Annotated in this window: 34 protein-coding genes; 28 read left to right on the forward strand and 6 right to left on the reverse strand. The window is 59.8% G+C overall.

Features of this window, described 5'->3' with window-relative positions; translation table 11 throughout:
• Positions 1-24: 24 nt before the first annotated feature.
• Complete coding sequence (locus CTR2_RS08105; protein ID WP_254913509.1) at positions 25-744, reverse strand: S24 family peptidase; 720 nt, start codon at positions 742-744, stop codon at positions 25-27.
• Between the two features lie 76 nt (positions 745-820).
• On the opposite strand from CTR2_RS08105, the gene CTR2_RS08110 reads away from it, so the two are divergent.
• Positions 821-1,093 (forward strand): transcriptional regulator, encoded by a 273-nt coding sequence (locus tag CTR2_RS08110; RefSeq protein WP_087085877.1) that lies wholly within the window; start codon positions 821-823, stop codon positions 1,091-1,093.
• 4 nt (positions 1,094-1,097) lie between these two features.
• Here CTR2_RS08110 and CTR2_RS08115 read toward each other — a convergent pair whose 3' ends face one another.
• Positions 1,098-1,619 (reverse strand): hypothetical protein, encoded by a 522-nt coding sequence (locus tag CTR2_RS08115; protein WP_087085876.1) that lies wholly within the window; start codon positions 1,617-1,619, stop codon positions 1,098-1,100.
• Between CTR2_RS08115 and CTR2_RS08120 the strand changes: the two genes are divergently transcribed.
• On the forward strand, positions 1,618-1,842 hold the full coding sequence (locus CTR2_RS08120; RefSeq protein WP_140401099.1) for a hypothetical protein: 225 nt from the start codon (positions 1,618-1,620) through the stop codon (positions 1,840-1,842). The two genes, CTR2_RS08115 and CTR2_RS08120, sit on opposite strands and share 2 nt — an antisense overlap.
• A 128-nt stretch (positions 1,843-1,970) precedes the next feature.
• On the opposite strand, the gene CTR2_RS08125 is transcribed toward CTR2_RS08120, so the two are convergent.
• Entirely contained in the window at positions 1,971-2,285 is a 315-nt protein-coding gene (locus CTR2_RS08125) for a hypothetical protein (protein ID WP_087085874.1), read from the reverse strand.
• A 210-nt stretch (positions 2,286-2,495) separates the two neighbouring features.
• The gene (locus tag CTR2_RS08130) at positions 2,496-2,717 is read right to left on the reverse strand and encodes a hypothetical protein (RefSeq protein ID WP_087085873.1); all 222 of its coding nucleotides are present in this window, start codon (positions 2,715-2,717) and stop codon (positions 2,496-2,498) included.
• Positions 2,718-2,882: 165 nt separating this feature from the next.
• Here CTR2_RS08130 and CTR2_RS08135 point away from each other — a divergent pair, with 165 nt between their 5' ends.
• The 7 genes from CTR2_RS08135 to CTR2_RS08165 are packed head-to-tail and all read left to right on the forward strand — an operon-like array spanning position 2,883 to position 6,590.
• On the forward strand, positions 2,883-3,359 hold the full coding sequence (locus tag CTR2_RS08135) for a phage regulatory CII family protein (protein ID WP_087085872.1): 477 nt from the start codon (positions 2,883-2,885) through the stop codon (positions 3,357-3,359).
• A complete protein-coding gene (locus CTR2_RS08140; RefSeq protein WP_087085871.1) occupies positions 3,356-4,216 on the forward strand; it encodes a hypothetical protein in 861 nt (286 codons plus the stop codon). The genes CTR2_RS08135 and CTR2_RS08140 overlap by 4 nt, the downstream gene beginning before the upstream one ends.
• Positions 4,213-4,758: a hypothetical protein gene (locus CTR2_RS08145; protein ID WP_087085870.1), complete on the forward strand. Its 546-nt coding sequence runs from the start codon at positions 4,213-4,215 to the stop codon at positions 4,756-4,758. The genes CTR2_RS08140 and CTR2_RS08145 overlap by 4 nt, the downstream gene beginning before the upstream one ends.
• Positions 4,758-5,114, forward strand: a complete 357-nt coding sequence (locus tag CTR2_RS08150; RefSeq protein WP_003063512.1) for a DUF1064 domain-containing protein — start codon at positions 4,758-4,760, stop codon at positions 5,112-5,114. The genes CTR2_RS08145 and CTR2_RS08150 overlap by 1 nt, the downstream gene beginning before the upstream one ends.
• A gap of 8 nt (positions 5,115-5,122) precedes the next feature.
• Entirely contained in the window at positions 5,123-5,368 is a 246-nt protein-coding gene (locus CTR2_RS08155) for a hypothetical protein (protein WP_218894993.1), read from the forward strand.
• Entirely contained in the window at positions 5,359-5,601 is a 243-nt protein-coding gene (locus CTR2_RS08160) for a DUF3310 domain-containing protein (RefSeq protein WP_003063508.1), read from the forward strand. The genes CTR2_RS08155 and CTR2_RS08160 overlap by 10 nt, the downstream gene beginning before the upstream one ends.
• A complete protein-coding gene (locus CTR2_RS08165) occupies positions 5,595-6,590 on the forward strand; it encodes a hypothetical protein (protein WP_003063505.1) in 996 nt (331 codons plus the stop codon). The genes CTR2_RS08160 and CTR2_RS08165 overlap by 7 nt, the downstream gene beginning before the upstream one ends.
• 111 nt (positions 6,591-6,701) lie before the next feature.
• Here the strand turns inward: CTR2_RS08165 and CTR2_RS08170 are convergent, their stop codons facing one another.
• Positions 6,702-7,034, reverse strand: coding sequence for a four-helix bundle copper-binding protein (locus CTR2_RS08170; protein ID WP_003063504.1), 333 nt, complete (start codon positions 7,032-7,034; stop codon positions 6,702-6,704).
• 642 nt (positions 7,035-7,676) lie between these two features.
• Here CTR2_RS08170 and CTR2_RS08175 point away from each other — a divergent pair.
• From CTR2_RS08175 to CTR2_RS08185, 3 genes are all read left to right on the forward strand, one after another.
• Positions 7,677-7,898 carry an HNH endonuclease signature motif containing protein gene (locus tag CTR2_RS08175; protein WP_087085869.1) on the forward strand — a complete coding sequence of 74 codons (222 nt, stop codon included), beginning with the start codon at positions 7,677-7,679 and terminating at the stop codon, positions 7,896-7,898.
• Positions 7,899-8,043: 145 nt separating this feature from the next.
• On the forward strand, positions 8,044-8,526 hold the full coding sequence (locus CTR2_RS08180; protein ID WP_087085868.1) for a phage terminase small subunit P27 family: 483 nt from the start codon (positions 8,044-8,046) through the stop codon (positions 8,524-8,526).
• Entirely contained in the window at positions 8,519-10,231 is a 1,713-nt protein-coding gene (locus CTR2_RS08185; protein WP_087085867.1) for a terminase large subunit, read from the forward strand. Before CTR2_RS08180 ends, CTR2_RS08185 begins: the two co-directional genes overlap by 8 nt.
• On the opposite strand, the gene CTR2_RS08190 is transcribed toward CTR2_RS08185, so the two are convergent.
• Positions 10,228-10,452 carry a hypothetical protein gene (locus tag CTR2_RS08190; protein ID WP_087085866.1) on the reverse strand — a complete coding sequence of 75 codons (225 nt, stop codon included), beginning with the start codon at positions 10,450-10,452 and terminating at the stop codon, positions 10,228-10,230. The two genes, CTR2_RS08185 and CTR2_RS08190, sit on opposite strands and share 4 nt — an antisense overlap.
• Positions 10,453-10,493: 41 nt before the next feature.
• Here CTR2_RS08190 and CTR2_RS08195 point away from each other — a divergent pair, with 41 nt between their 5' ends.
• The 16 genes from CTR2_RS08195 to CTR2_RS08270 all read left to right on the forward strand — a co-directional run bounded on the left by CTR2_RS08195 (position 10,494) and on the right by CTR2_RS08270 (position 22,402).
• The gene (locus CTR2_RS08195; protein ID WP_087085865.1) at positions 10,494-10,997 is read left to right on the forward strand and encodes a BRO family protein; all 504 of its coding nucleotides are present in this window, start codon (positions 10,494-10,496) and stop codon (positions 10,995-10,997) included.
• Between the two features lie 68 nt (positions 10,998-11,065).
• Positions 11,066-11,239, forward strand: coding sequence for a hypothetical protein (locus tag CTR2_RS08200; protein ID WP_176391778.1), 174 nt, complete (start codon positions 11,066-11,068; stop codon positions 11,237-11,239).
• Entirely contained in the window at positions 11,239-12,489 is a 1,251-nt protein-coding gene (locus CTR2_RS08205; protein ID WP_087085864.1) for a phage portal protein, read from the forward strand. The genes CTR2_RS08200 and CTR2_RS08205 overlap by 1 nt, the downstream gene beginning before the upstream one ends.
• On the forward strand, positions 12,486-13,430 hold the full coding sequence (locus CTR2_RS08210) for a S49 family peptidase (protein WP_087085863.1): 945 nt from the start codon (positions 12,486-12,488) through the stop codon (positions 13,428-13,430). The genes CTR2_RS08205 and CTR2_RS08210 overlap by 4 nt, the downstream gene beginning before the upstream one ends.
• 89 nt (positions 13,431-13,519) lie before the next feature.
• On the forward strand, positions 13,520-14,851 hold the full coding sequence (locus CTR2_RS08215; RefSeq protein ID WP_087085862.1) for a phage major capsid protein: 1,332 nt from the start codon (positions 13,520-13,522) through the stop codon (positions 14,849-14,851).
• A 56-nt stretch (positions 14,852-14,907) separates the two neighbouring features.
• Complete coding sequence (locus tag CTR2_RS08220) at positions 14,908-15,219, forward strand: hypothetical protein (protein ID WP_087085861.1); 312 nt, start codon at positions 14,908-14,910, stop codon at positions 15,217-15,219.
• Entirely contained in the window at positions 15,216-15,725 is a 510-nt protein-coding gene (locus CTR2_RS08225) for a head-tail connector protein (protein ID WP_087085860.1), read from the forward strand. Before CTR2_RS08220 ends, CTR2_RS08225 begins: the two co-directional genes overlap by 4 nt.
• Before the next feature lie 2 nt (positions 15,726-15,727).
• Positions 15,728-16,045, forward strand: a complete 318-nt coding sequence (locus CTR2_RS08230; protein WP_254913507.1) for a phage head closure protein — start codon at positions 15,728-15,730, stop codon at positions 16,043-16,045.
• Positions 16,038-16,586 carry an HK97 gp10 family phage protein gene (locus CTR2_RS08235; RefSeq protein WP_087085858.1) on the forward strand — a complete coding sequence of 183 codons (549 nt, stop codon included), beginning with the start codon at positions 16,038-16,040 and terminating at the stop codon, positions 16,584-16,586. The genes CTR2_RS08230 and CTR2_RS08235 overlap by 8 nt, the downstream gene beginning before the upstream one ends.
• Positions 16,586-16,927 (forward strand): tail completion protein gp17, encoded by a 342-nt coding sequence (gene gp17, locus CTR2_RS08240; protein ID WP_087085857.1) that lies wholly within the window; start codon positions 16,586-16,588, stop codon positions 16,925-16,927. Before CTR2_RS08235 ends, gp17 begins: the two co-directional genes overlap by 1 nt.
• A 75-nt stretch (positions 16,928-17,002) precedes the next feature.
• Positions 17,003-17,656, forward strand: a complete 654-nt coding sequence (locus CTR2_RS08245) for a phage tail tube protein (protein WP_087085856.1) — start codon at positions 17,003-17,005, stop codon at positions 17,654-17,656.
• A 2-nt stretch (positions 17,657-17,658) separates the two neighbouring features.
• Complete coding sequence (locus CTR2_RS08250) at positions 17,659-18,054, forward strand: phage tail assembly chaperone (protein WP_087085855.1); 396 nt, start codon at positions 17,659-17,661, stop codon at positions 18,052-18,054.
• A 23-nt stretch (positions 18,055-18,077) separates the two neighbouring features.
• Entirely contained in the window at positions 18,078-18,374 is a 297-nt protein-coding gene (locus CTR2_RS08255; RefSeq protein WP_003063452.1) for a DUF1799 domain-containing protein, read from the forward strand.
• Positions 18,371-21,265 carry a phage tail length tape measure family protein gene (locus CTR2_RS08260; protein WP_087085854.1) on the forward strand — a complete coding sequence of 965 codons (2,895 nt, stop codon included), beginning with the start codon at positions 18,371-18,373 and terminating at the stop codon, positions 21,263-21,265. The genes CTR2_RS08255 and CTR2_RS08260 overlap by 4 nt, the downstream gene beginning before the upstream one ends.
• Positions 21,266-21,613, forward strand: coding sequence for a phage tail protein (locus tag CTR2_RS08265; protein ID WP_087085853.1), 348 nt, complete (start codon positions 21,266-21,268; stop codon positions 21,611-21,613). It abuts the gene before it with no gap.
• A 60-nt stretch (positions 21,614-21,673) separates the two neighbouring features.
• On the forward strand, positions 21,674-22,402 hold the full coding sequence (locus tag CTR2_RS08270; protein ID WP_087085852.1) for a phage minor tail protein L: 729 nt from the start codon (positions 21,674-21,676) through the stop codon (positions 22,400-22,402).

A 22,402-nucleotide genomic window follows, 5' to 3' on the forward strand; every position in this document is an offset into this window, starting at 1 on the left:
CTGAGCCAGCTACTCGGCAGACGCTCACAGCCTCTTACCATTCCAGGCCCAGACCACTCGGCCCACTACATCTACCTGGTGATCGCCATTGAGTGTTTGCACAGTCTTTGCGCTGGGGTTGTCGCTTGTCACCTGCAGCTTGCCGTCAAAGGTTGGGGTGACACGCTTGATGAACGTCCGGTCATTTGCCCGTAGAACGTAAACGCCTTCGCGTGAACTGGGATCCCGCGCGCTGGGGCCGGTATCTACGAGCAGGACATCACCGTCTGTAAAGGTTGGGTGCATGCTGTCGCCGTAGGCGTGAATGAAGCGCAGCTCCTGCGGGTTCTGGGGTCTGATCTGCTGATTGATCCAATGAGGAGACAAGGCCAGGTCACCCACGATGACATCTGACTCCAACAACTCAGAGCCGGGGCCCATGCTTCCGCAGTTACTCAATAAGGGCACCAGCACGGCATCGGGTGCGTGGTAGGCGGGAACGATCGAGGTGTCCAGATTATGTGAGGTCGAATCCGTGTGATCTGCTGCTGGAATTGCATCAAGACCCCAATGAGTCGCAGGCACCACATCAGAGAAGTACGACCAGAGCTTGGGCAGCTTCTCTTTGCCAATCGTGCCGCGCTTTACCCAGTCCTGAATAGAAGGCGGTTGAACGCCAAAGTGCGCTGCCACTTCCTTCTTTGTGACGCCCTTGAGTTTGATGGCTGCCTCGATGGCATCGCCTAATTTTTCGCCTGTAAGCATCGCCTAATGTTCCAATTGCAGGGTTCTCTAGGCAATGCCTATTGTTGATGATTAGGCTATGCCTTATTATTGAGGAATGACATATGCCACTCCTGGATTAGCAGTCGCCGCCGCAGCAGAAATCGCCGGAAGCCAAGCTGCGCTAGCGCGCTGTCTGAATGTGACGGCTCCAACCATCAATCAGTGGGCCAAAGGCGTTCGACCCATCCCTGAGCGGATGGCCGTTGCGATTGAATCGACCACCAAGGGGGCGGTGACGCGGCGCGACTTGCGCCCGGAAGACTGGCAGGATATCTGGCCAGAGTTGTCCCAGGCGTCCACCTCAACCAAGGAGGCGGGCAATGACTGAACGCTTATGCCATCCAGTCGCGCGGATCGTGTCCAAGTACATAGCTGCTCCTGTTGGGGTCTGGCTTGTTCAGTCGGTGAGTGCTGTCAGCCATGCACGTCCAGCTTTCCGCAAGCTGCCCTTGCGCCTGGTAATGACGCATTGGCACTTTCTTGCCTTGGCTGTAGCACGCGGGACAAAAGTAGGCACGGCCATGCACGGGCTTGTCCATGTCGCTTATCAGCGCGTACGCCCAGCCGCCGGGACATACCTCGGTGATTTGATATTGGTCTTTCTCTTCGAGCTTGGCTTCAAGCTGTGCATGTTCATCTTGCGCTTTAGCCAGCTTCACTCGAAGTTCCTGAGCTTCGAGTTCGAGGCGATGAAGCGCCTGCACTTGGGTGAGCCCCATGTCTGACATCGCCCAGATTTTTTCGCGTAGTTCGGCCATAGCCGACTGGAGCTTTATTTCGTCTCTGGCTTTTACAGCCACGGCTGCTATTTCGAATGTCGATCTGGCCGCGCTCAGAGCTTCAAGAAATGCCATGTCCGCCCCTCCCGGGAATGGTTGTGTGGGAGCTTCCATTCTGCCCAGGGAGGCGGTGGGCACCCAGGCGCAGCACGCCGCGCAAAACCGAATCTCCTTGGCTTTGGCCAATCGCTACCCGGTGGGCTCCCCTCTGTGGCACCTGTTCAACAACTTCTATCGCCATACCGTGCACAAAGAGGATTGCGCGGCAAACCTGCACGAGGAGCTTATGCATGACTAACTCCACCAAGCGCATCGCGCAACGCCGGCAGCTCAAGCGTGCACGCGCCGCGTATCGCCGCGCCGTGCAGAGCGTGGCTGTTGTGGAGGCAATGCACCGGGCGATGCATGCCTCTGGGGTGATGGCAGTCAGCCGTGCTGCTGGCTTGGTGCTGTCATCCAGTTCAGCTGCGACTTCATCTTTTGGAAAGTGCTCTTTCCTCCCTGAAGAAGGATGCCTGGCTGAACCTGCATCAACGCGGCCAGGCGCTCTGCCATCGCAACGATCTGCGTGTTGTCTGGCGAGCTTTGAACAGTCGCACGGAGCAAAAGCATGACCGCCATTCTTTGCGCTGCACTCTCCTCCAACTGGCCTTCCAAGGCTTCGATGCGCTTGGAGAGCAGTTTCACGATTTCGAAATTCTGTTGGAGCGCTTCGGTCAGCGCTTCGATGTCTTTGTTCATGTCCGCCCTTCGCGGGAATGGTTGTGCGGGAACTTCCATTCTGCCCCGTGAGGTGGCGGGCACCCTTTTCCAGGAGGTCACATATGACTGAGCGATATCGCTTCGGCGGCCCCATTCCTGAGTCTGTGCAGCGGTTGAAGTCACGGAGAGTGGCGCGTGCAATCACACCCGCACACATTAAGCCAGTAGGCTTGGATGCACTTGGGATGCTTATTTTTCCTCGGGGAGCAACGTCTGGAGCAATGCAATCACGCCCTTCACCGACTGCTGATGGATCTCCGCAACCGTGACCTCTCCATCCTTTAGCGGCACCGCAATTTCGAACTCGATATTCGCCTTGGTAAAGGTGAATTTGCGCTTCACGGTAACCAAGCCGTTGTCGACGTTCATGTCGAAGTTGGAGGCTTTGATTCTGTTCTCGTCCTGGCTCATGTCTGCCCTCCTTGAGCTTGTTGGTAATGGTTTGGAAGCCACCAGCATAGCCCAGGGTGCGGCGGGCACCTTTTCCGCTCTTCTGGCCTGTTTTCGTTTGCATGCAGGCAGTGTCTTTTTCGGCGGCACAGCCCGCAACGTCCTTTTTCTCGGAGTCCGGACGACATGAATGCTCTTGATGCACTGCGACGCATGGTCGCCAACTACCCAGGCGGCCGCGCTGCTCTTGCAGCCCGCCTGAACAAATCCGAAGAAGTTCTGCGCAAGGAGCTGAGCGGCGTGTCCCCGAGCCACAAGATGGGCCTCGCTGATGCTGAGGAGATTGCGTCTATGTGCCGTGAGGCTGGTAGCGCTGAAGCGCATGCTTTGGGCACGGTCTTCTCATTCAACGCCGGCATGCTGGCGCTGCCCGAAGCGCAGCCAGGCGCTGAAAAATGCCTTTCCAAGTCTGCAGCCATCGCTGTGCGTGAATGCGCAGACGTTCTGATGGCCACCACGATGGCGAAGGCAGACAACAACGTCAGCGACAACGACAAGCGCGTCGTGCAGCGCGAAATTGCTGAGGCTGTGGCCGCGTTGCTCGCCGTTCAGCAGTCTCTGGATGCAGAGCACGCCGCAGATAACGCGAGGTCTGGACAATGAGCAAGCTCCCATGGTTCCGCACCTATACGCGGATGGTCGATGACGACAAGCTAAAGCTGCTGGCCTTTGAGGATCGCTGGCACTTTGTGGCCTTGCTGTGCCTCAAGGGCGAGGGGCTGCTGGACAAGGGCGATGCACCTGCGCTGCTGATGCGCAAGGTCGCCGTGAAGCTGGGCCTGGACGTGCGCAGTCTGGAAGAGGTGGCCCGCCGCCTGGCTGAGGTCGGTTTGATTGAGCAGGCCACCCTGCAGCCCTCCAAGTGGGCCACCCTGCAGATGCGCAGCGATACAGACAACACCGCAGCAGAGCGTAAACGCCGCCAGCGCCAGCGCAAAAAAGACGCTGTTTCAGAGGGAGAAGAGGGTGGTCACGATCAGGTCACTGATGAGTCACGCGTGACGGGTACGGATGTCACGCGTACAGATACAGATATAGATACAGATACAGATAAAGAAGAGACAGTTAACTATTCAAAGGCTGTAGGTGCTGCGGACCGTGACACTTCGCCTCCGGCTCAGCCAGAAGAGGCGAAGGGAAGGGGCAAGACTGCGACAGCGACAGGAACACGCCTGCCAGATGACTGGAGGCTGCCCAAGAGCTGGGGTGACTGGGCCATTGCCGAGCATGCCGGCTTGACCGAGGAAGAGGTGCGCCGCCAGGCCGCGATGTTTGCCGACCACTGGCGCGGCAAGGCTGGCAAGGACGGGCGCAAGGCCGACTGGGCTGCTACCTGGCGCAACTGGATCCGCCGATGCACCGAAATGCCCGCGGCCCGTCGTCCATCCATGGCGCCTGCCTCTGCAGCAGGTGGCAAGCACGCTGGCGCCATGGCCGCCATTCTCGGAGGTCTGCAATGAAATCCATTGGACAACTGGCCCATGCGGCCGCATCGCCCCGTCGTGGAGAGTCTCAGGCCGTGAGTGCTGGCGTGGCAAAGCTGTTCCTGCTGATGCAGGGCTCCTACGGCACCGCTTTCCTGAGCAAGTTCGGCTCCGGTGCTCTGGACGATGACGGGCAAGACATCGGCATGCTGGCTGCGCTCAAGGTCTGGGGTGCTGCGCTGCGCAAATACGCGCCGGAGGTGATCGAAGCTGCAGCCGACCGCATTGCCGACTATCACCCTGAGTTTCCGCCCAGCCTGCCGCAGTTTGAGGCCCTGTGCAAAGCGGCGACGCCCCGCAAGACCTATGCCGAAGAGGCCGGCTTGCTGGCGCTGCCAGCGCCCAAGTTCCAGCGCCTCGATGTGTCCATCGTGGCCCATGGTGATGGCAAGGACTGGGCTCGGAAGATTCTGGCCCGCGCGGATGCCGGCGACAAAACCGTGAGCTATCGCGCCCTGAAGGATGCCAAAGAAGCCTTGGGTCTGAACAAGCGTAGGCAGCAGGAGGGTGTGCATTGATGTTCGCAAAGCGTTCTGGCCACAAGTACGGCAATAGGAAGGTTGTCACTGGAGACGGCACCAAGTTCGACAGCTTGGCTGAGTTGAACCGCTGGGGTCACTTGAAAATGCTGCAGCGTGGCGGCCATATCAGCGATCTGCGCCGGCAGGTGGTGTTCGAGATGGTCCCATCGGTGAAGTTTGCTGGCGCTGCGCGCGCCCGGCCCGCCATTCGCTACATCGCTGACTTCGTGTACATGGAAAAGGGCATCGAGGTGATTGAGGATGTGAAGGGCGTGGAGACCTCTGAATTCAAGCTCAAGCGGCACCTGATGAAGGCGCTGCTGGGCCTGGAAGTGAAGGTGGTCAAAAAATGACCCAGGCATTGAACCCAGCATTCTTTGGTAAGGTCGTGCCGCTGGCTGGCCAGCGCAAGCCGCCGAGCACATCGCGCATCACGCGGCTGGTGTGGCCGACCTATGAGCGCCTGAGCGACGGCCGCTACCTGATCGAGCACTGGATGGAGAACCGCTGCTGCAACCGGGTGCAGGTGGGAAGCAGCATGGTTTGCGTGGTCGACGACTACGGAAGTCTGGTGGCAGTAGAGGACCGGGGGCGGGCATGGTGGTGAAAAGCGCTCTGGACACTCAGGCGGGAGGGAGCCATTACAAGGACTGCAAGATCCAGCCGATTGAGTTCATCGATGCCAATGGTCTGGACTTCTTTCAGGGAAACATCGTCAAGTACGCAACCCGGCACAAGGCCAAGAACGGTGCCGAGGATTTGCGCAAGGTGATCCATTACGCACAGCTGGCGCTGGAACTCCAGTACGGCGAGAAGCCGGAAGAAGGATCCACATGCTGATGCGTCGTACCCCACTCAAGCCCGGTAAGGGCTTCAAGTCTCGCGGCTCATGGGCTGGCGCTGGGCTCCGCGATGAGCAGGACGAGGGTCATCACTGTGAGCCCGGCCAGGCTGGCAGTCGTGAGCAACGGCTGCAGGAGCGCGCCCAGCGCCAGCTAGATAGTGCCCGTGCAACGGCTGAGATGGTGCCTGTCAATGTGGTGATGGTCCCTGGCGCCGGATCCACTGGGATTGCAGTGCGCAAGGAGAAGGCGATCGAGAGCGAGCCCTACCGCCGGCTGGTCGCTCAGCTGCCTTGCATGTGGTGTGGCACTGAGGGTTACAGCCAGCATGCCCACCTCAATTACGGCAAGGGCCTTGGCATGAAGACGGACGACCGCACGGGCTTCCCGCTCTGTTGCAGCCGGCCTGGCGTTGAAGGCTGCCATGTGGCCTATGACAACTATCGACTGCTGGAGAGCGGAGGGCGCGAGGCCCACCGTGAGTACGGCCTGGAGGCCGGGCGCTTTACGCGCGAGCTGGTTCTGAAGGCGGGCCTGTGGCCGGCTTCATTGCCGAGGTGGTTTGAAGACCAGCCACAGGCGGAAGATCAAAACAATCAGGAGCGAGCATTGAGCAGCACAGCAACACAGCAGATTGACATTGGTCAAGCCAGTAGCGTAGTGAATGAGATCCTGCAAGAGTGGCACCAGTGGTGCTCGAACACCAAAGTGGGGTCTGGCTACGGGAATAGGTCGGTGTCCTGCAGCCTTGGCCCAGGAGGTGGCGGCGCGTGGGAGGTTGCGGACCTGGAAGCTGTGGACGCTGTGATCGACGAAATCCCGCAGCCACACCGTACAGCCATCTCTTTCATTGCGCGCAACCTGGCTTGCCGCGCCCAGGTCTGGAGCAGCCCGCGTCTGCCCACTCAACGTGACGAGCTACAGGTGCTGCTGCTGGAGGCACGCAATATTCTGACGCGCGGCCTCATCACAAAAGGCGTGCTCTGATGCTTGACGCTTCACATTTTTTTGGCAGAATACGAAGCGGACCGGGGTAACTGCGTCCAAAATTTACAAAGCCTCAGCCTAATCGCTGGGGCTTTTTGCAATCGGCATTGGTCAATTGATCAGCGCATGACATTCCTTGGCACAAGCGTGGCAATCAATTGCGCACCTCCTGGTATGTTCGCGAAGGTGCTGCTCACATTCGTTGGCACATGCTAGGCAGATCTCGCCGCACAGCTTGCAAAAGTGCTTGGCCATCTCACTGTTGCGAGCCATAGCGCCTGAAGCCAGTGCGCATACGGCCGCGCAATCCATGTTCATTGCAATGCAACCAGCCATGGGACTCACGTCCTGCTCTTTAAGGCACTCGGCAATACAAGCATTACATGCAGTGATGCAGGCGTTACAAGCATCGATGCACCCTAAGTATTGATAGGTTGAGTTCATTGACTTCTCCTGAATGGGTGTGAAAGCTCACTATCAATTGGGTGCTTGCTAGCAGTGTGTTGGTGTAGGTGGATGTGCCAACATTCCGTCCAAGACGATTTGTGTTCCCTATCGCTGTGCCGCGGGCACTTTTTTGATCGCCTCGGCGGCTTTTTATTCACGGTTCGCTACCACCTAGCACGCCCGACGATCACGCACATTGCAGTAGGGGCGGATCACTCGGTGGCGGCACCTATGTCTGTGACAAACACAGAAAGGGCCTACTAGGTAGGCCCTTGACTCACTGAAACTTGCCGATAGACGAGGGTGTAAATGAACTTCAGTTGTGATCTCTCTCTGGATGGAGTCTCTGGTGAGTGATTCCATTCTGATCTTCTGGTGCAGGAGGTTGCTAGGTGTTATCCCTTGGGTATTTTGCGGGGATGTGCATCGAAAAGGCGGTGCAGCATCAGGGACGGGTTGGTAATGCCTCAGCGCCCTAACAAGCCTTGTCGCCATCGAGGCTGCAATACCCTGTCGCGCTCGTCCTCGGGTTTTTGCGATGAGCACCAGTCCGAAGCCAGTGGCTGGAATCATCCGGGGCGAGGCTCGGCCAAGTCGCGTGGCTATGACTATGCGTGGCAGAAGATTCGAGAGTGGGTCATGCAACGCGATGCGTGCTTGTGCCAGCCATGCCTCAAGCTCGGTGCGGTGTCGGGCGCGCAAGAGGTCGATCACATTGTCTCGAAGGCCCAGGCAAAGCGGTTGGGCTGGACCCGAGAGCAAATGGACGCAAGAGAAAACCTGCAGGCGATCTGCAGGGCTTGCCACGCCGTCAAAACGGCGCGGGAGTCGCAGGGCTTGTTCACCCCACTTCTGACCTGATCGCTTCGCATGCGACTTCATCGCGCTGCTTGGGTGGTTTTGGGCGGGGAGGGGGAGGGTCGAAACCAGGGCGATCCCGCCCTCTAGACCGACCGGTTCGTCGAATTTTTACGCCCGCGAAATATGAAATTTAACTGGAGGCCCGATGGCAGGTGCTGCTGGGCGCTCTGGCCGTCGCCCCAAACCTACGGCAAAGAAGCTGCTAGCTGGTAATCCAGGCAAGCGTGCTCTCAATCAAGCTGAACCGGACTTCGAGCTGGTACTGAATATCGATTGTCCGGATTGGATGGGAGATAACGGCCGGATGCTATGGGAAGCCGTGGCGCCTCAGTTGTGCAAAGAGCGCATTTTGGCAGCGACGGATATTCAGAACCTTGAGGTGTACTGCTCTGCTTATGACCAGTTTCGGATGGCCCAGGCGGATATCGCCCGGAACGGAGTGACGGTCTCTGGAGCCATGGGCGGCGTGATCAAGAACCCTGCCGCGACGGCCCTCAAAGAGGCGACGGCCATGATGGCCAGCTATGGCGGAATGCTGGGGCTGGACCCGTCCAGTCGACAGCGAATGATGGGGACAGGCAAGAAGAAGCAGAGCGACAACCCGTTTGCAGGTGTCATCAATGGCTAAATATCCGGCGGTGGATGCAGTCAACAAGTTCGCCAAGGCCGTAATTGCAGGAAAGGTTCCTGCATGTCGATATGTCCGGCAGGCCTGCCAGCGTCATCTGGATGATCTGCTGGCCAGCAAAAGCAAGACCTACCCCTACGAGTTTGATGCGAAGGAGGCGCAGAAGAAGATTGCTCTGATCGAGCTGCTGCCACACACCAAGGGCGAATGGGGCTTCAAGCGCCAGTTGATCACCCTTGAGCCGTGGCAGAAGTTCGGTTTGGCTTGCACCTTTGGATGGAAGCGCAAGAAGGATGGTCTTCGCCGCTTTCGTGAAAGCTACTGGGAGGTCAATCGCAAGAACGGCAAGAGCGTCATTGCCGCCGGCGTGGGTCTGGCCATGTTTGCGGCCGACAACGAGTTTGGCGCCGAGGTTTACTCCGGGGCCACCACAGAAAAGCAGGCATGGGAGGTGTTTCGGCCGGCGCGACTGATGGCAATGCGATCACCCATGTTGCTGGAGGCTGCGGGCATCGAGGTTAATGCCTCCAACCTGAACAAGCCAGGCGATGGCAGCCGCTTTGAGCCCATCATCGGCAACCCCGGTGACGGCGCCAGTCCTTCGTGCTCCATCGTGGACGAGTACCACGAGCACGACAGCGATGCGCTCTACACCACCATGCTCACGGGCATGGGGGCGCGCAAGCAGCCTCTGATGTTCATCATCACTACGGCTGGCTACAACATCGAAGGTCCGTGCTACGACAAACGCCGCGAAGTCGTGGAAATGCTCGACGGTACGGTGCCTAACGACGAGCTGTTTGGCTGGATCTGGACCGTTGATCCAGAGGATGACTGGAAGGATCCAAAGGTGTTGGCCAAGGCCAACCCCAATATTGGTGTGTCGGTCTATCAGGAGTACTTGGAGAGTCAGCAGCGAAGAGCCATCCAGCAGGCACGCTTCACAAATACCTTCAAAACCAAGCACCTGGGTCTCTGGGTAACCGCCAAAACCGGCTACTTCAACATGACCCAGTGGGAGGCGTGTGAGGATGAAACGCTGAACCTGGCGGACTTCGAGGGCCAGTCTGTGGTCCTGTCGTTTGACTTGGCGCGCAAGCTGGACATGAACAGCATGGCCCGCCTGTTCTGGCGCGACATTGACGGAAGACGGCACTACTACAGCATCGCCCCACGGTTCTGGGTGCCAGAGGATACGGTCAACAACAGTGACAACCGCCGCATGGCCGAACGCTTGCAGAAGTGGGTCAACACAGGTCATCTGCTGACCACCGACGGTGCCGAGATTGACTACCGCGAAATTCTGGAAGAAGCCAAGGATGCTGCAAGGCTCAATCCTGTCGAAGCTTCGCCCATGGATCCGCACGGCGCCACCAACTTGGCACATCAGCTCGACGATGAAGGCTTGCTTCCGATCACCATCATCCAAAACTACACCAACATGAGCGATCCGATGAAGGAGCTGGAGGCTGCCATCATGTCAGGGCGCTTTCATCATGATGGCAACTCGCTCATGACCTGGTGCATGGGCAACGTGATTGGCAAGCATCTGGTCGGCAACGACGACATCGTGCGGCCGATCAAGCAAGGTAACGACAACAAGATTGACGGAGCCGTAGCGCTGATCATGGCAATTGGCCGCGCAATGCCTGGCAAACAGGCCGAGCAGGAGGCCAGCATCTATGACAGTGGAGTCGGTATCTAGCCGATGCTGCTGAAGTAGATGATGGCGAAGTTGGTGAGAGGAGTTTTACAACATAGAGACTTCTGGTAGTTTTCAGGCAAGCTGGTGCGAATTGACAGTAGCCCAAGCCCGCGCATTGCGGGCTTTTTCGTTTCCGCATCCAAAGAGCTGCTCAGCAGCCTCACATCAAACCGCCCGCCGAGGCGGTTTTTCCATTTGTGCCGGAGCAGATCGGCATCCATCAGCCGCCTACCAAGGCGGCTTTTATATTTCCGAAAGGCGAATGATGAAAGAACTGATGTTCCAAAACCAGCCGATCCGACTCATCGAAAAGGATGGGAAGAAGTGGGCAAGTGCTGCCGATATAGCTCGGGCGCTCGGGTATTCGCGCGCGGACAAGGTGACGCGTATTTTTGATCGTCACCGCGTGGAGTTCACTGCGTCAATGACCGCAATTGTCGAGACCCCCACTTCGGGGGTGTCGGGTAACCTCTTGACTCAGACGCGGGTTTTTAGTCTGCGCGGAGCCCACCTCATCGGAATGTTTGCTCGCACTGCAAAGGCTCAAGATTTCCGACGCTGGGTTCTGGATGTCCTTGATGGTCACCGGGCCGCGCCATCGCTCATCCAAGAATGGTACGAGGCACGGGCGGCCCTGGATGCCCAAGATAAATTTGCAAGCTTGTGCGGGCGTGGACTCAGCGAGCACAAAACTAGGAAGCCGCCGCTACAGCGAGCGGCAGATGTACTGATGTCGAGAATCCAGCCTTCACTTCAGTTCCAGTAGCCACCTTCGGGTGGCTTTTTTATTCCCGTCGCCTGGGCTCACTCCCCAGCGGCTTCTCCCTCTCCGCCATGAAAAACCTCCTCAACCTCATCACGCGCGAGCTCGTGGGCCTGGCCTTCATGGTGGTGGGCTTTGTCTGCTTGATGGCCGGCATTGCCGCGCATTTCTCTTTGGCGGTCGCGGCCATGGTGGGCGGTTGCCTGCTGCTTGCTGCAGGCGTTGCCATTGATCGGATGAGCTGATGCTGTTCAACAAACGAGAAACCGCCGAGCAGGCGGGCACCCGCGTTGGCTGGCTGTCATCCATGATTGGTGGTGCCAAGCAATCGGCTGCCGGCCAGCTGGTTACGCCGCAGACGGCCTTGGCTTTGCCTGTGCTGCAGAACTGTGTGTCGCTGTTGGCAGAGTCTGTGGCTCAACTGCCGCTCGAAGTGTTCGAGCGCCTGGAGGACGGCTCCCGCAAGTCTGCAGATGCCCATCCGGCCTATGCGCTGCTCAAGTTCGCTCCCAATGATTGGCAAACGCCATTCGAGTCGCGTGAGTATGCGCAAACGGCTCTGGGGCTGCGCGGCAACGCCTACAGCTTCATTGAGCGCGACGGCCGCGGCAACCCCACGGCGCTGATCCCGCTCAACCCGGGCGATGTTCAGGTGTTCAAGGGCCCGGACCTCAAGCCATATTACTCGATTGATGGCAAGGAGCCTGTGCCGGCGCGCTTTGTTCATCACGTGCGCTGGGTATCGCTGGACAAGTACACCGGCCTGTCGCCCATTGCCCTGCATGCCAACAGCATTGGCTATGCGCTGGCGCTGGAGGAGTACGGCGGCAAGTCCTTTCTGCATGGCACGGCGCTGTCTGGGGTACTGGAGCGTCCTAAGGAAGCTGCAGCCATCAAGGAGCAAAGCGCCATTGATGCGCTGACCAACAACTGGCAGGCCAAGTTCGGTGGCGCGCCCAATGCGGGCAAGGTGGCCCTGCTGCAAGAGGGCATGACCTTCAAAGCCCTGTCCATGAACAACGTGGACGCGGAGCTGATCGGTGCGCTGAAGCTGGCCGCGGTGGATATCACCCGCATCTACAAGATGCCGCCACCCATGGTCGGGATGATGGAGGCCGCCACGTACAACAACGTGGAAAACCTCCAGATCCAGTTCGTGATCTACACCCTGATGCCATGGCTTCGCCGCCATGAGCAGGCGCTGCAGCGCGATTTGCTGCTGCCCTCCGAGCGAAGCCGCTACTACATCGAGTTCAACATCGGCGGCCTGCTGCGCGGTAACCAGGAAGCGCGCTTCAAGGCTTATGCAGTGGCCCGCCAGTGGGGTTGGCTGTCGGTCAACGACATCCGCCGCCTGGAAAACCTGCCGCCGGTCACCGGCGGCGATGTGTACCTGCAGCCCCTGAATATGGTCGGTGCCGGCACGCAGATGCCCGAAAAACTCACTGATGCATCGGACGAGCAAGTCCGCGATATCCAGAAGGCTCTGACATGAAAAACTTTCCTCGCATCGCCAGCATGATCTTCAACACTCCGCAGATGGTGCGTGAAGACTGGCTGGACATGGCTGTGAACTGGGCCAACCAGGCGATGAACCTGAACATCGTCAACCTCAACCCTGGCGGTCAGGTCATGGCCATGGAGGATGACGAGCCAGTCAACGCCATCTCTCCGGCAGAGCGCCGCCTCAACGCCGCCCGTGAAAGCGGTGTCTATGTCCTGCCCATTCATGGCGCCCTGGTCTCGCGCTCCGCGCACATGGACATGTGCACCACCATGACCAGCTACGAAGGCATTCGCTCCCAGCTGCAAGCCGCTCTGGCTGATGATGCGGTGGAGCATATTGCGCTGGATGTGGACAGCCCCGGCGGCTCAGCCACCGGCATGACCGACCTGGCGGAAGAGATCTTTGCGGCCCGCTCCATCAAGCCCATCACGGCTATCGTGAACTTCTCGTGCTACTCAGCAGCCTACGGTCTGGCCAGCGCGGCCAACGAGATCGTGCTCAGCAACTCCTCGGGCGTGGGCTCCATCGGCGTCATCGCGCGCCATGTGGACATGAGCAAGCGCTATGAAGAGCAGGGCATCAAGGTCACCACCATCTTTGCCGGCGCGCGTAAGGCGGATCTGGCCAGTGATGCCCCGCTGAGTACCGAGGCGGCGCAATGGCTGAACGAGCTGGTGCAGCAGAACTATGCGGAGTTCACAGAGCTGGTGGCGCGTAATCGTGGGCTGACAGTGGCCGCGGTGCGCGGTACCGAAGCGGGGGTGTACTTCGGTGCCAAGGGCATCGAAATGGGATTGGCTGACCGTATCGAACCACCGCAAGCGGCCATCAACCGCATCGCCGCGCAGATCGCTACCCAGCGCAAACCACAACCCACCCAACGCTTCAGCGCCCGCGCTGCAGCGATGGATGTCCGTAGTCGCACCTAAGCGCGTTCGCGTCGCAGTGCAACCAGCCGCCTCAGTGTGGCTTTTTATTGGCCGCCTTCGGGCGGTTTTTTCGTTCCCGAAAGGCAAGCATGTCCAAAATTCATGAACTCCGTAGCGAACGCGCGACTATCAATGATCGCGTGCAAGCCCTGGCCCAGCAGGAGGCTGATAACGGCTCTCTGACGGCCGAGCAGCAGGCCGAGTTTGGCCAACTGACTGCGCAATTCGAGGCTTTGAGCGCGCAGATCGAGCGTCTGGAAGCCGCTGAACGCATGGCTGCAACCTCCGCAGTGCCTGTGTCCCAGGCGGTCCCCACTGCCAACCGTGCGCAGGCCCCTCCTACCGTGCCGGCACAGGCCCGCACGCCTGACGCCCCTGGCGCCGGCATGGCCAAGATGGTGGTGGCTCTGGCTGCAGCCCAAGGCAACCGCCAGGCTGCGGCGCAACTGGCCATTGAGCGTGGCTACGGCGAGCACATCGCCGCTTCCCTCAACACCCTGACCTCGGCCGCCGGCGGCGTGTTGGTGCCTACCAATCTGTCCAGCGAGGTGATCGAGCTGCTGCGCCCCAAGTCCACCGTGCGCAAGCTGGGCGCGCGTCCCTTGCCCCTGAATAACGGCAATATGACCATCCCGCGCCTCAAGGGTGGTGCTGTGGTTGGCTATATCGGCTCTGATTCTGACGTGCCGGCAACCCAGGGCGAGTTCGACGACCTGAAGCTGTCGGGTAAAAAGCTGGCGGCCCTGGTGCCCATCAGCAATGACCTGTTGGCCAACTCTTCGGCCAACCCGAATGTGGACGCCATTGTGGTGGGCGACCTGACCAGCGCGCTGGCGGCCCGTGAAGACAAGGCCTTTCTGCGCGACGACGGCACCTCCAACACGCCCAAGGGCCTGCGCCATTGGGCTTTGGCTGCCAATGTGTTCGCACCGACCTCGGCCACGCCCACATTGGCACAGGTGGATGCGGACCTGAACAAGATGCTCTTCCGCCTGGAGAACGCCAACGCCAACATGACCAGCGTCGGCTGGGTCATGAACCCTCGCACCTTCCGCTTCCTGGCTTCCATCCGTGATGGCAACGGCAACAAGGCCTACCCGGAGCTGGATAACGGCTTCCTCAAGGGCTACGCGGTGGCGTTCACCACGCAGATTCCGGCCAACCTGACCGTGGCCGCGGATTCCAACGGCTCGGAGCTGTACCTGGCCGACTTCGGCGACTGCTTCATCGGCGAAGACGAAGGTCTGGTGATCGATTACTCCAAGGAGGCCACCTACAAGGACGGCCAGGGCAATGTGATCTCCGCCTTCCAGCGCGACCAGACCCTGATTCGTGTGATTGCCAAGCACGACTTTGGCCCCCGCCACGTCGAATCCATCGTGGTGCTCAAGGATGTGCAGTGGGGCTCCAGCTTCGGCTAAGCCCGCCTGGTTTTGACCTGCTCTGGCCGCTGGCCGGGGCGTTCAAGGAGTGAGTCATGGAAAAATTAGTCGTACTGTTCACCAAGCCCTTCGGGGCTTACGCCAAGGGCGACCGCGCTGGCTTTGATGCGGACGCGGCCAAGCATCTTAAGGATCTGGGTGTGGCCAAGTCTGATGCCGAGCCTGATGCAGACGAAGTTGAGCAAGAGCTGGATGGTGTCCAACCTGCCCAAGTTGGCGCTGCTGAGGAAAAATTGCAGGAGCTGGCACCCGAGCAGCCTCCTGCGGAGGACGCGCAGCAAGCGCCCCAGGCCTCCGAGTCGCAGTCCAAGCCAGCAGGCAAAGCACCCAAGAGCTCCAAGGCATGATTGCCCAGTACCTTGGCGATGAGCCTTTGACACTTGCCGAGGTGAAGCTGCAATGCCGAGTGGATGGTGACGATGAGGATGCCTACTTTGAAGGCGTCCTTATCCCGGCCGCACGCGCGCTGGCCGAGGAGGTCAGTGGCTCGGCCATCCGCAAGGGGCGCTATATCGAGCAGGCCAGTGACGCAGGCCATTCGGTGCTTGCCCGCGGCGGCGTGATCGAGGTGGAGAGTGTCACTGTCAGCGGCGATGCTGTGCCTTTTGTTGTTGCGCAGAGTGGTCGGCGCACCTTGGTTCAGGCCTCTGGATTTGTCGGCAAGGCTGCGCAGATCACATACACAGCGGGTGTCGACATCGCGGTGCACGCGGGCGTGCGCGCCTGGATGCTGCTGGTTGTCGCCTGGCTCTATGCCAATCGTGAACTGATGGGACAGCGCGAAGGGGCGAAGGCTCCTCCTCACATCAGCGCCGCTCTCTTGTCCAGCATCAACGTGCAACCGGGGTTTTGACCATGGACGCAGGAAGTCTTCGAGACCGCATCCACATCCAGCGCCGCTTGCCTGGTGGCGGGCTTGGCCAGCTATCGAACAACTGGGAAGAGGTTGCAAAGGCCTGGGCAAACATTCGCTTTGCCTCGGGCAGCGAAACCGTGCGTGCAGGGCAGGTGGCCAGCAAAGCTCAAGCCAGTATCCGAATTCGATGGCGCACTGACATCAAGGCTGACATGCGTGTTGTTTGTGCAGGCGTGGAATACAGCATCAAGGCCGTTTTGCCAGAGCGGCAGCGCCGCGAGTATGTTGATCTGGTCTGTGAGGTGACCAATGGCTAGGGGGGCAAGCTCCCTGATTGCCGCAGTCGATCTTTCAGGCCTCGAATCGCTCTTTGATGATCTGGGAGATGCAGCCGAAGAGGCGGCGCGGCCTGCGGCACAGGCTGCCGCCCAGGTGTTCTACGACACAGCCAAGATCAACGTCGCCAGAATCAAGAAGCTCTCGGGGAACCTGGGCAAGGCTATTTATCAGGCGTTCTCACCTGAGAACAGCGGTCAGGGCGTTGCTGAATATCACATCAGCTGGAATGCCAAGACCGCGCCGCACGGCCATCTGCTGGAGAACGGCTTTTGGCAGCGCTACCAGGTGGTGATGACCAGAAAGGGCTGGGTGACACTGGCACGGCCGGAGAGCGCCGGCAAGAAGAAGCCGCGGCGCAGAGCCAGTCAGGCCGAGAAGGATGCGTACTACCTACCCCGTCCGGGTGGGCCGGTCTACATCCCGGGCAAGGCTTTCATGCGCGGCTCGCTGCGCGCGGAGCCTGCGGCAGTGCTGGCCTCTGCTGACGTGCTTTGGCAAGCCTTGGAAAGGGTGAAGTGATGGACGAAGCTCTACACGCAGCCATTGCGGCCGTAATCCCGAGTTGCTACGGCACTGTGGCCCCTGCCAACGCGCAAACGCCTTATGTGATCTGGCAGCGCTTTGGTGGCGATACCAGCGAATACCTGGACAACGAGGATTCTCAGGTGGACGCCGCCGATGTGCAGATTCGGATTTTCAGCCAAGATGTTCTGGAGCCGAAGCGGCTGATGCCGCAACTGGTGAGCGCGCTCCGTCAGCACCCAGAACTGACCATTCGGCCAGTCGGAAGTTTCCGCGATGACTTCGACCACGATATGAATCTGTTTTCGGCAGACCAGGATGTGAGCGTCAGCTACTGATTTCACTGCCCGCAAGGGCCATCACCCGCCACGGAAAGCCTGGCGGGTTTTTCTTTGCCTGAAAGGGGCACAACCATGCGCAAAGTTCCTCTGCCCGATGGGGCAAAACTCAATCTGTACACCGCCGCTCTTACCGCCTTGGCTGCTGGTGCAATGTCCAATGCCGCACATGCGGTGGTGACCGTGACCAATACATTGCAGGCTAGGGCTGTAGTCGTCATCACCAGCGAGGACTACCCGGAGCTGGAGGGGCGCGTGGCCCGGGTGAAGGCCGCGACGCCCGACAGCGTGACTCTGGACGGCGTTGATACCAGCGATCTCACAAATTTTCCGATGGGTGGAGAGGTATCGCTGATCCCTCTGGTTGCCGACGAATGGCAGCGCTTGCCTTACGTGCCCAGTTTCGCGCTGAGCGGTGGTGAGCTCAAGACTGGCAGCAGCAGCTATCTCGATGTTGAAGGCGAGCAGGAGTTCAGCCAGGGCCGTTCGGCGCGACGCCTGGAATACACCAACAGCTGGAAACAGGATGGTGCGGCTCGTGCTGCTTTGAAGGCGTCTGACGGCATGGAGTCTGTGCATCGTCTGGACTTCAAGGACGGCTCCGCTAGCTACTACGTGGGCGAGCTGGCCTATGACGACACACCGAGCACCGAGAAGGGGGCCGAGATGACTACAAAGTCCACGGTGCTGTTGCGTGGCGCTCCGACCACTCTGCCTAAGGCTGCTTGATCATGAGCGAGCAGATTGCACGCCAGATCGTGCTGGGCCAGCGGCCCAAGGGCATCGTCCATTCCCTCAAGGTCACCATGCCGGATGGCACCGAGGGTCTGCTGCCCGTGACCTTCCGATACCGCGATCGCGTGGAATTCGGTGCATTCCTCGACGGCATCTTTGCTGTAGAGCCTCCGGCGTTTGATCCCGCTGCAGGTCAGCCCTCTACGCAGCAGCAGCGAGGCGTAGTGCAGATCAACGGTCAGTACATCCACGGGTGCTTACTTGAATGGGGGCTGGATGCACCGTTCACCCTGGACAACTGCATCCAGCTGGCAAGCGAACTGCCAGCAGCGGCCCAGGCCGTGATGAACACCTACAAGCAGCTGTGCATGGAGGGCCGCTTGGGAAACTGATTGCGGCAGCGCGTGCGCGATACATGCAGCTCCCGGATGCCCAGTACCTCAAGGAATGGGGGCTGCCGGTGAGCCAGTACGCCGACATGTTCAGTGTCCAGGTCTGGCCCGAAAACTGGACTGCCTGGTGCCTGTTCGATGCCCTGCAGACGCAGTGGCGCGTCGGCGCCGGCGGCGTGGTGGGGCTGGACTACGGCGTGCTGGCCGATGAACTTCGCGCCCGCGAAATCCCCCATGAAGACCACGACCGGCTGCGCGCCGAGGTGCGGGTCATGGAGGCTGCCGCACTTCAAGAAATCTATGCTGAGGCTGAAAAATGAGCGATACCGACCGCCGTAAAGTCCAGATTGAGGCCTCGCTGGACGCCACAGGCGTGCGCGAGGGTGCCGTTGACGCTGTGGCGGCAGCCAAGGGCATGGCCGCAGGCGTGGAGGCTGCAGGCCAAAAGGCTGCACAGGGTCTCAAGCCCCTGGAGACACAGCCGCAGCAGGCTGCAGTCGCCATGTCTCGGGCCGAGAAAAACATGGTCGGCAGCATCCAGCGCGCCACGGTGGCCATGCAGTCGGGCGGCAAGGCCGGCTCGGAGTATTACGAGATTCTGGCCAAGCAGCGCGGTATCTCGGGTGATGTGCTCAAGCCCTATATCGACCAGTTGCGCCAGGCCGAGGCGGCGCAAAAGCGCCTGAGCCAGTCCGGCCAATATGTCATGAGTGACCGCGCTCACTCTGCTGCGATGCGTGGTGTTCCTGCGCAGCTCCAAGACATCATCGTGTCGCTGCAGGGCGGGCAGAACGCCATGACGGTATTTCTGCAGCAGGGCTCTCAGCTGATGTCCATGTTTGGTGGGGCGGGTGAGGCAGCCAAGGCACTGGGCGGCTATGTGCTGGGGATGGTGAACCCGTTAACGCTTGCGGCCGCAGCAGCTGGCGTACTGGCGTACGGCCTGTACTCAGGCGCCAAAGAAGCCCATGCATTCCTGGTCGTTCTGCAAAAGACTGGCAACCAGGCCGGCACCAGCGTCCAGCAGCTGGTGGACATGTCCGCTGCCATGGATGACGTGGCAGGCATTACCCAGGCCAAAGCGGCAGAGGCCCTGGTTACGTTTGCAGCGAATGCTGGCGTTGGTGCTGAACGCCTGCAGCGCTACACCACGACAGCGATTGAGTGGGAGCGTGCCACCAGGCAATCCGTGGAGGAGGTGTCCAAGGACTTCAAGAAGTTGGGCGAAGACCCCGTCAAGGCGGTGCTTGAGCTGAACAAGCAAATGGACTTCCTGACGTCGGCAACCTTTGAGCAGATCAAGTCGTTGCAGGAAGTGGGGCGTGAGACGGATGCAGCCCGCGTGGCCCAGGACGCCTACGATTCGGCCATTGCCGGCGCTACCAGCACGATCACCGCCAACTTGGGGTCGGTCGAAAAGGCCTGGATTGCCATTAGGAATGTGGGTGCCGAGGTGATCGACATGATCAAGTCTCTCGGGCGCCAGGAGGGCATGCATGCTGTGGTGGAGCGGCTGCAGAAGGAGGTCAATGACTACCAGGAGCGTGGCCCGACCAACTCTGTGACCGAGAGCACGGGCAGCTATGCCAAGGGCCTCAAGACTCGTCAGAAAAGGCTCGACAAGGCGCGCGAGATGTTGGGTCTCTCCGAGTCGGCCAACACTTATGTGCAAGGTTCTCGTGAACGTGAGCAGGCACTTATTAATCTGAGCGCAGAAGCCAGCAAGCACTATGACAAGCAGACTCAGAAGCGCTTGGAGTTGGCTGCTGCTGAGAAGAAATATGGAGAGGCCGCCAAGACCAGCGCAGAGGCCCAGAAGCAATATGACACTGTCATTGCCGGCATCAATAAGAAGTTTGAGGAGAAAGAGAAGAAGGGTGGCAGCACGGTGCCTGCTTCCCGCCGCCTTGACCTTTCAGAGATCCAGCAGCAAATGCGTGATGAGCTGGCGACCATTGACCAGCAGCAGCGCGCTGTGGAGTTACGCCGGCAGGCCGGATTGATTAGCGAGCAGGATTTCTACAGCCGCAAGCGCGAGCTGATTGTTCAAGCCAACGGGACAGAACAAAAGGCCCTGCAGGCTCAGATTGATCGGTTGGAGCAGGAGAAAGTAAAGGGGAAGGAGGCCTTAGAGGTCCGCAAGCAATTGGTTGATGTGAGGGGACGCCTCAGCGTCAAGGTGATGGAGGGCGAGAACAAGTTGGCCGCAGTCGATCAGGATGCTGCCATGGCGATGGAGCGCCAGAAGGCCGCGCTTGAATCGCTGACAAAGACCCATCAGCGCTACATCGAGCAACTCGATAAGCAGCAAGAGCGCACCATCGCTGCAGCCTGGATGGGGGATAAGGAGCGCGGGCGCGCACAGGGTAAATGGCAGATCGAGGACCGGTATCTGGCAGAACAGCGCCGACTCGAAGACCGGCAAATGTTTACCCCTGGTCTAAGTGTTGAGCAGCGACAACAGATTGAGCGCCGGCTACAGGAACTCCAGGTCGAGAAGGATCGGGAGATCCAGGTGTATGACCAAACCTATCAGCAGTTAGACCTGCTGCAGGAGCGGTGGCAACTGGGTGCAAGTGTCGCCTGGCAAAACTTCGCGGACAGCGCTGCGAACACAGCGCGCCAAACCGCAGATGTATGGACTACTGCGCTGAACGGTGTTGCCGAAAACTTGGCGAACCTGGTGGTGAATGGGAAGGCGTCACTTGGCGACCTGCTCCGGACGCTGGCAATGATGGAGGCACGCACCGCCTTCAGCAAGGGCATCGTGTCGTTGGGTGGGGCGGTGCGCAGCGTGCTAGGCTTCGATGACGGTGGCTATACCGGCGATGGTGGAAAGCTGGAGCCGGCGGGCATCGTCCACAAGGGCGAGTTCGTGATCAATGCCGAGAACACCAAGCGCCTCGGCCTAAGCATGCTCAACCGCCTCAATGGAAAACCCCAGGGCTATTCAGACGGAGGCCTGGTGGGAGGGCAAGCCTTTGGTGCTGGCGCAGGTCTGGTGGGTTCCTCTGCGGGGACTGTGATCATCGACGTGGATGTCAATGTCCAGTCTTCTGGACAGGCCCAGGTGTCGGCCACAGCTGCAGGTAATTCGGAATCCTCCATGGCGCAGCTGGGCAAGATCGTCGGCTATGCCGTGCGCGAGCGCATTGCTCAGGAAATGCGACCAGGGGGCCTGCTTTGGTCGCAGCGAAATGGGAGGGCCTAAATGCCTGAGATCTTTGGATGGCGGCCGTTGTCTGAGCCGAAAGGGACGGTATCGCATCGGACTTTGCGAGCGCAATTTGGTGATGGATACGCTCAGGTAGCGGGGGATGGCATCAACCCCCGTAAACAGTCGTGGCCGTTGGAGTTTCGCGGTCGTGCTGGGCAGATCAAGCCGATCAGAGATTTTCTCGATCGACATGCGGGTGCGCGGTCTTTTACCTGGACACCTCCCCTTGGAGATCCTGGTCACTACCTGGCTGGCGACTATCAGATAACCCCTCATGGGGGTAGAGGGCCACTCAAGAGCTACACGCTGTCGGTGACTTTTACCGAGTTCAACCGGCCATAGCGGCAATTGTTATCCGCCACCAGCCCGCCTTGTGCGGGCTTTGTCGTTTCTGGACTTCACATGATTACAGCTGACATTCAAGGCCTTACCCCAGGCGACCGGGTCTACCTGTTCGAGCTGGACGCCACACAGATTGGCGGCGAGCATCTGCGCTTCCATGGCTACCCCCAGGCCGGTCCCATCTGGTGGCAGGGCAACGAGTACGGCCCCTGGGCCATCGAGGCCGAAGGCTTTGCGCGTACTGGGGTTGGTACCCAACCGGCACCGACCTTGCGCGTTGGCAACATTGGCCAGGACGAGCAGGGCAACCCGCTGCCGGGCGTCATCTCGGCGCTGTGCCTGGCGCTGGGCGACCTGGTGGGCGCGCGCGTCATCCGGCGCAGCACCCTGAGTAAGTACCTGGACGCAGCCAACTTTCCAGGCGGCAACCCGACAGCCGACCCGCTCGAGGAGCTGCCTCCGGAGATCTGGCTGATTGAAGCCAAAACGGCAGAGGACAAGGAAACCGTCGAATTCGAGTTGCGCTCGGCTCTCGACTTTGACGGCGAGCAACTGCCAGCACGCCAGATCCAGGCCAGCATCTGCGGCTGGCTTTCCATTGGTGGCTACCGAGGCCCGTACTGCGCTTACACCGGCTCGGCCATGTTTGACCGTGACGGCAATCCTGTCGCAGATCCCACGCAGGACAAATGCGGTGGCCGTGTGAGCGACTGCAAAAAGCGCTTTGGCGAGTGGCAGCCCATCAACTTCGGCGGCTTCCCTGGCGCCGATGCTCTGCGGGGGTATTGA

The sequence above is a fragment of the Comamonas thiooxydans genome (assembly GCF_002157685.2).
In the GTDB taxonomy this organism is placed as follows: domain Bacteria; phylum Pseudomonadota; class Gammaproteobacteria; order Burkholderiales; family Burkholderiaceae_C; genus Comamonas; species Comamonas testosteroni_H.